The sequence below is a fragment of the Mucilaginibacter sp. P4_G9 genome, assembly GCF_056400985.1.
Genome location: NZ_JBFUKF010000298.1, coordinates 1 through 6162 on the forward strand (window position 1 = coordinate 1; position 6162 = coordinate 6162).

The 6162-nt window shown below is 41.5% G+C and carries 5 protein-coding genes and 1 tRNA gene; 4 read left to right on the forward strand and 2 right to left on the reverse strand.

All coding sequences use genetic code 11. The annotated features are described in order from the left end of the window. Both AC1DPZ_RS20000 and AC1DPZ_RS20005 read right to left on the reverse strand, forming a co-directional pair. Positions 1 to 156: DUF4304 domain-containing protein (locus AC1DPZ_RS20000; RefSeq protein ID WP_477406696.1), on the reverse strand; the 156-nt coding region annotated here is incomplete at its 3' end. Between the two features lie 110 nt (positions 157 to 266). Further along, a tRNA-Leu gene (locus AC1DPZ_RS20005) sits at positions 267 to 348 on the reverse strand. Between the two features lie 353 nt (positions 349 to 701). On the opposite strand from AC1DPZ_RS20005, the gene AC1DPZ_RS20010 reads away from it, so the two are divergent. From AC1DPZ_RS20010 to AC1DPZ_RS20025, 4 genes are all read left to right on the forward strand, one after another. Continuing rightward, positions 702 to 1043 carry a hypothetical protein gene (locus AC1DPZ_RS20010; RefSeq protein ID WP_477406688.1) on the forward strand — a complete coding sequence of 114 codons (342 nt, stop codon included), beginning with the start codon at positions 702 to 704 and terminating at the stop codon, positions 1041 to 1043. Between the two features lie 36 nt (positions 1044 to 1079). Then, on the forward strand, positions 1080 to 1541 hold the full coding sequence (locus tag AC1DPZ_RS20015; RefSeq protein WP_477406690.1) for a DUF4268 domain-containing protein: 462 nt from the start codon (positions 1080 to 1082) through the stop codon (positions 1539 to 1541). Between the two features lie 454 nt (positions 1542 to 1995). Beyond that, complete coding sequence (locus AC1DPZ_RS20020; protein ID WP_477406692.1) at positions 1996 to 4458, forward strand: glutaminase family protein; 2463 nt, start codon at positions 1996 to 1998, stop codon at positions 4456 to 4458. Positions 4459 to 4899: 441 nt separating this feature from the next. After that, a partial coding sequence (locus AC1DPZ_RS20025) for an MFS transporter (RefSeq protein WP_477406694.1) occupies positions 4900 to 6162 on the forward strand: 1263 nt, incomplete at its 3' end.

The window sequence follows — 6162 nt, forward strand, 5'->3', positions numbered from 1 at the left end:
ACTTAAGCTAAATTGAAAAGTTAAAAGATTAATCCGATCATCTTTAAATCTTCTAAAATGAGGAAATGAGCCTTTGAAGCCTTGTTCTCTTAAAAACGGAACAGTTATTTCCTTTATTGCCTGATCCATTAATAAACGCCTTTCTTTCCCTGTCATAAATGTAAATTTAAGATAAGCATAAGATAAAAAAATGCCGAAACAATTAATTAAATAAAAGTATAGAAAAACAAAAAACCCGATCAAATAGACCGGGTTTTAAACTGCTGTGCGGAAGAAGGGACTCGAACCCCCACGCCTCGCGGCGCCAGATCCTAAGTCTGGTGCGGCTACCAATTACGCCACTTCCGCATTAGGATTTTTAACAGGTCGCAAAGATAGCGTTTTAAGGTAAATTATAAAACATAATTTTAGTTTTTTATCTATCTGTCTCATTACTTTACTGTTAATTTAATTGCAGGTATTATTAAGGATATGTAAGCCCCACCCAAACCTCCCCGGAAGGGAGGGCTTTTARAAAATCTTGAAAATCAAAAGTACTGCCTACCGGGGGCGATTTAGAGAGGGGTTATTGCTTTGTGCCTTGCGAATACGGCGGTGTATGTGTTCCAGGAACGTATAAAAACATTGCTGAAAAATTTTAATTTTCCGAACAATTTTAAAACTCGCTTGTACTAAAGAAGCATCATATACCGTAAATAATTATGACCAATACAGTAAATTATTATATTACAAAAGACAACGGCGCTGCCTTAAATATCATCATTGAACCGGTGCTAACCCAGGCCGCAAATAACCACCGTGATTTTACAGGTGTGTACGCATTATACAAAGGCAACGATCATGGTGAAGCGCAGCTGTTGGAGCTCCAGGACATAGCTCCGGAAATAGGGGATAGCCTTCCTTTATTGGAAAATGTGAAAAATCCTGATTTTTTAGGCAGGTTAACTTATAATGCCATCAAGTTGAAATGGGAATACACCGGCGGAACGCTATCAGCAAAGGAACAAGAGCAAATTGTAGCGTTTATACAAAGCGCGAAATAATATATAAATTTGCCTGCTCATTTTAAATAAAAACTATTGTACTCCCGCGATCAGGCATCACAAATTAAACAGGCATTCTGGACCGCCTTTGGTCAATATATTGCACCACAGCCATCGGCAGATGGTTTAAAAATAAACTGGATAAATTATAAAACAGGCATCAAACACCTTAACTTTAAAATGCAGGCCGATAACCGCTCGGCTTTTATCGCTATTGAAATCTCTCACCCTGATCCCGGCATCCGTGAACTCATATTTGAACAGTTTAAGGAGCTTAAAGCTGTACTTAACTCCAGTATTGAAGAGGAGTGGGACTGGCAACTTCATACTACCGACCAAAACCACAAACCCGTAAGCCGCATCATCAAAACCCTGCCTAACGTAAGCATATTTAATCAAAACGACTGGCCCGCGTTGATCTCATTCTTTAAACCCCGCATCATTGCCCTCGATGATTTCTGGAGTACAGCAAATTACAGCTTCGGGATATTTAAATAATGGATGTGCAAATGTGAGAATTGATGTGCAGATGTGAGTATTGATGTGCAGATATGCAGATTTCAAATGTGCAGATGGAAGAATGTGTGAAMCAGAATTTTTTGAATTAAGGAATTTACAGAATTCGCTTTTTATAACCTACATATTTGAAATGTGCGAATTTTGGATGTTCGACTTTTTTAAGCGGCAAATCATAAATTATCATTTTCAAATCATCTGCACATCTTCCGCAATTCGTCTCAATTAATTGTCATTTTGATGCATTTCGTAATTTTCAAATCATCGGCACATCTGAAATCTGCATATCTGCACATTTGAAATCTGCACATCTGAAATCTGCACATCTGAAATCTGCACATTTGAATGCATTTTGTAAAAAATGTTTATTAATTGAAAAGAAAAACAAATATTTACAGCCGACAATTATCTATCTACATTATAACATAAAAAACATATGAGAAGGTTTCCATTAACCGCGTGTATTGCTCTTATTGCCTTTTTAGCAAAGGCGCAGGATACCAAAGCGCCGGCTTATCCGCTTATTACGCATAATCCTTACTTTAGTATCTGGTCGTTTTCGGATAAGTTAAACGAATCAACCACCCGCCACTGGACAGGTAAGGACCAATCCTTATTGGGCCTGGTAAAAGTAGACGGCGAAGTATACCGTTTTATGGGTAAAGACCCGGTAAACTATAAAACTGTTGTACCCGCTGCCGACGAAAAACCATACACCTGCAAATACACCGAAACCCAACCTTTACCAAACTGGGCTGATGCAAAATTTGATGACAACACCTGGAAAACCGGTACAGCGCCATTTAGCGATGATAAAACACAGGGAAAAACCGTTTGGACAAGCAGGGATATATGGGTACGCCGGGTGTTTAACTTTCATAAAACCAGCATCAACAAGCTTTACCTTAAACTGCATCATGATGATGAGGCCGAGGTTTATCTTAATGGCGAAAAGATCAATGAAAGTAGCGGCGCCARTGGCGATCTGCAGATGATCGCCTTGAAGGATGATGTTTTGAGTAAATTAAAAGAGGGTGAAAATGTACTTGCTTTGCATTGCACCAATACAGGTGGAGGTGCGTGGATTGACGCCGGCTTTGCCGATGAATTAAAACCAACCGAACATCCCGAACTACAGATTGCAAAACAAACCGGCGTTATCATAAATGCAACACAAACCATTTATTACTTTAAATGCGGCAATGTTGATCTGAAACTTACTTTTACGTCGCCTTTATTGATGAACAACCTGGCTTTATTGGCCCGGCCCGTATCGTACATTACTTATAATGTAAAATCAAACAATGGTAAAGCGCATAATGTGCAGGTTTATTTCGGCGCATCTGCAGATGTGGCCCGCAATAAACCAAACCAGGCGGTAACCGCTCAAAAATATACAACCAGCACTTTATCTATTTTAAAGGCAGGTACCGTTGAGCAGCCTATCCTCCAGAAAAAAGGGGATGATTTACGGATTGACTGGGGATACATGTACGTGGCTGCTCCCAAAACATCTGGCGCCCTGCAATATGTGAGTACCGAAAGTGAAGCCGTTAATTCATTTTTTAAAGGTGATGGTAAATCAACCACCAAAGCGGGCACCAGCCTGGTGTTAAATACGGTACTATCCTTTGGTATGGTTGGCAAAAATGCTGTARGCAAATTTATCGAGCTGGGTTATGATGATATTACCCCGGTTCAGTATTTTCATACAAATTTAAAGCCATGGTGGAAAACCACGCAAATTAAAACCATAGAACAGGCATTGGCTAAGGCGGCTATTGATTACCCGGTCGTATTAAAAAGCTGCACCGCCTTTAATGGTTTGATGTATAATGAGGCCGAAAAGGCGGGCGGCGACAAATACGCGAAGCTTTGTGTGTTGGCTTATCGCCAGGCTATAGCTGCGCATATATTGGTAAAAAGTCCGCAGGGCGAGATCTTATTTTTATCCAAAGAGAACTTTAGCAATGGCTCTATCAATACTGTGGATGTTACCTATCCATCGGCACCCTTATTCCTGATCTACAATCCAAGTTTGATGGAGGGGATGCTGAACGGGATCTTTTACTTTAGTGAAAGCGGTAAGTTCGCCCATGATTTTGCCGCGCACGATCTGGGTACTTACCCTATTGCCAATGGGCAAACTTATGGCGAGGGCATGCCGGTTGAAGAATCGGGCAATATGCTGGCGCTTACAGCTGCCATAGTTAAAGCCAATGGTAATAACCCTGCATATGCCAAAAAGCATTGGAAAGTTTTAACCGATTGGGCAAACTACCTAAGCAGGGAAGGGCTTGATCCGGCTAACCAGCTTTGTACCGATGATTTTGCGGGTCACCTGGCGCGTAATGCCAACTTATCGGCCAAGGCTATAGTAGGAATTGGATGCTATGCCCATCTTGCCGATCTGTTGGGCCAAAAAGCTGTTGCCGCTAAATACAGGGCTATGGCTAAAGAAATGGTAACTAAATGGATGAAAATGGCCGATGCCGGTGATCATTACTCCCTGGTATTTGATAAGCCGGAAACCTGGAGCCAGAAATACAATATTGTTTGGGATAAAATTTTAGGGTTAGATCTTTTTCCGCAATCGGTTTATGACCGCGAAATTAAATTCTATCTTACCAAACAAAACGAATTTGGTTTGCCTTTAGATAGCCGTAAAACCTATACCAAAAGCGACTGGATCATCTGGACTGCTACTTTGGCCAAAAACCAGGACGATTTTAAAGCCCTTGCCGCCCCGGTTTACAAGTACGCCATCGAAACCCCAACCCGTGTACCCCTAAGCGACTGGCACGAAACCACCGACGGCAAACAGGTTGGTTTCCAGGCACGCAGCGTTGTAGGAGGATATTTTATAAAGCAGCTGCAGGAAAAGTGGGCAGGGAAATAGAGTTGGGGAATAGAATCGAAAAACGGCGCTCACACAAAAATACACGTCATTGCGAGTATCCACCAGGATGATCCTGGAAAAAAAATGGGGATGACGTGTTTACTTATGCGAGTAATTGGCCCTGTCACCCTGAGCCTGTCGAAGGGTCGCGCGCAGAGGCCTTCACCCGCTATGCTTCGACAGGCTCAGCATGACAGCCCTTTTTTAACAATCACTGCATCTCACAACGAGAAGTGTATTTAAACGTATATTGAAAATCAGCGACTTACAAACACGTCATTATAAGGCACGAAGCAATCCCCGGCTTACAGAGCGCGGTTCTGTATAGTTAGGGATTGCTTCGTGCCTCGCAATGACGGTTTTTATACAGCCGTTTGTTTAAAAGCCAAGGTAATCTTGGCTCTTGTAACTTAAATCTTTTTCTATACTTTTATTGTATCAATGGAAACCAAAAACAACAAGAAAACCATCCGTGCCTGGGCTTTTTTCGATTGGGCCAATTCTGCCTATAACCTGGTCATCACTTCAACAATTTTCCCGGCTTACTATGTAGCAATCACCGCAAATGCTAAAAATGGCGACAGGGTAATGTTTTTCGGTAAAAGCTTTATTAATACAGCATTATCAAACTACGCGCTTGCTGTGGCTTATATGGTAATGGTTTTGCTTTTACCTATACTATCGTCAATTGCCGATTACAGGGGCAACAAAAAGATTTTTATGCAATTTTTTACCTGGCTGGGCTCCCTGTCATGCTGCGGGTTGTTTTTCTTCGGACCGGGTAACCTGGAGTTTGGAATAATTTGTTTTGCGCTTGCAGCTATTGGTTATAGCGGCGGCTTTGTTTTTTACAATTCCTATCTGCCCGAAATTGCAACCATCGATATGCAGGATAAAATAAGCGCCAAAGGGTTTACTTATGGCTATATCGGGAGCGTTATTTTACAGGTAATATGTTTGGTTTTTGTGCTTTCGCCCAAAACATTTGGACTAAACGGCGGCAGCGCAGCGCAGCTATCCTTTCTTTTGGTTGGTATCTGGTGGATAGTTTTTGCGTATATACCTTTCACCATATTGCCAAAAGGCAGCCCTAATGCGGTAACCCATCAGCATAATATTATTAAAGGCGGGTTTATTGAATTGGGTAAGGTTTGGGCGAAGGTTAAAACCATGCCTTTGTTAAAACGATTTTTGCCGGCTTTTTTCTTTTATTCTATGGGGGTACAAACCATTATGCTGGTTGCCGCCGGTTTTGGGGCCAAGGTGCTAAAGATGGAAACCAGCGGGCTGATAGAAATTATCCTGATCATACAAATAGTGGCTATAGGCGGCGCAACATTAATGTCGCGTTTATCGGCTATTTATGGTAACGTAAAAGTTTTAATACTGGTGGTAATTATCTGGGTAGCTGCATGTGTGGCGGCATATTTTATAACCACAATTCCGCAGTTTTACGTGCTGGCTATTATTGTTGGCTTAATTATGGGTGGTATCCAGTCTATGTCGCGTTCAACTTATTCCAAATATTTGCCCCAGAATATACCCGATACCGCCTCGTTCTTCAGTTTTTATGACGTTACCGAAAAGTTGGCCATAGTAGGCGGGATGTTCAGTTTTGCTTTTATAGAAGAGTTAACCGGCAGTATGCGCAACTCGGCATTGGCATTATGTGGTTTTTTTATTGTTGGATTGATATTATTGCTT